At 52.9% G+C, this 1,287-nt stretch carries 2 protein-coding genes; both read left to right on the top strand.

Annotation, left to right across the window (positions count from 1 at the left end):
• Positions 1–188: hypothetical protein (locus CA13_RS35945; RefSeq protein ID WP_419195190.1), on the top strand; the 188-nt coding region annotated here is incomplete at its 5' end.
• A gap of 278 nt (positions 189–466) precedes the next feature.
• Positions 467–1,287: hypothetical protein (locus tag CA13_RS30885; RefSeq protein ID WP_146404575.1), on the top strand; the 821-nt coding region annotated here is incomplete at its 3' end.

The following is a 1,287-nucleotide window of genomic DNA, read 5'->3' as shown; positions in this document are numbered from 1 at the left end:
CCAAGTCAAGCGAGATAACTCGCGGCACAGTCACAACTTACGAAATCAGGAAGCCACGAAGTGGCGCTGTCCAGCTAGTCCCAGTCGTCGATGCTCTCAACTCGACCATCAAGCAGACTAATTCGACTGGGAAATTTGATAGCGGGTTCGCCATCGGCGAAATGAACATTCGGTGTCAGAGTTCGTAGCAGATTTGGTGAAACATCAATTGGAACGGCAGTCCAACCTCCATTCTCATTTTTCCAAATTGCTAAGTCAAGTTTTTCTCTCGCATTCTGCAATCCATCCTCGGACGACCAGTGTAGCCATTTCTCAAGGCAGGTTTGGCAGTTGGTGTCCAGCAAAGGAGCAAGAAGGAGCTGGAGCAAGAAGGCGCAAGAACAAGAAGGAGCCATCCATTTTAATTGCCTTACTGCTTTGGATTTGCTAGAATTCTCGCTCATCAAGTCTTGTCCAGGAGGTCGTTATGCCGCGCAAACCACGCTATGAAGTCACTGATCCCGCTGAAGTTCAGGTATTCCACGCAGTTCAACGCTGTGTAAGACGTGCATTCTTGTGTGGCGAAGACCCGTTTTCCGGTCAATCCTATGAGCATCGCCGTGGCTGGATTCGTGATCGATTGGAGTTTCTGGCGGGGATTTTCGCAGTCGATTGCCTGACCTATACAGTGCTCAGCAATCATCTGCACCTCGTTTTGCGGAGTCGGCCTGATGTGGTTGCTCAGTGGACCGATCAAGAAGTGGCGAGGCGATGGCTGAGGCTGTTTCCTCATCGACGCAAAAAAGATGGGTCGCCCGAGGAGCCGACGAAGCCGGAGATTGACATGATCGTCAATCAAGCCGAAGTGTTGGACGAACGACGGCGGCGACTCAGTGACATCAGTTGGTGGATGCGATGCACGGCGGAGAACATTGCTCGACGAGCAAATCGCGAAGACGAGTGTACCGGGCGTTTTTGGGAAGGCAGATTCAAGCTGCAAACTCTGTTGGACGAAGCGAGTTTACTGGCTTGCGCAGCCTATGTGGACTTGAACCCGATTCGTGCGGCGATCGCTGAAACTCCGGAAACGAGCGAATACACCGGTGCAAAGGATCGAATTGATGATTTGTCGGAGCGACAAGATCGGACTCGGCCGAGCACTCATGATTGGGAGCGGAGTCGACGTCGGCGGAAGAGCGGTTGGATGAGTCCGATCGAGATTGACGAGAAGAACGATGCGGTCGGACCGTGTGTCGATCCATCCGGTCGGCGGGCAAGTACCAAGGGGTTCTTGGCGGTCTCGATGTC

The organism is Novipirellula herctigrandis (genome assembly GCA_007859835.1).
GTDB lineage: Bacteria > Planctomycetota > Planctomycetia > Pirellulales > Pirellulaceae > Novipirellula_A > Novipirellula_A herctigrandis.
Note: the sequence above shows the minus strand (reverse complement) of the source record. Positions and strands in the feature narration are given on the sequence as shown.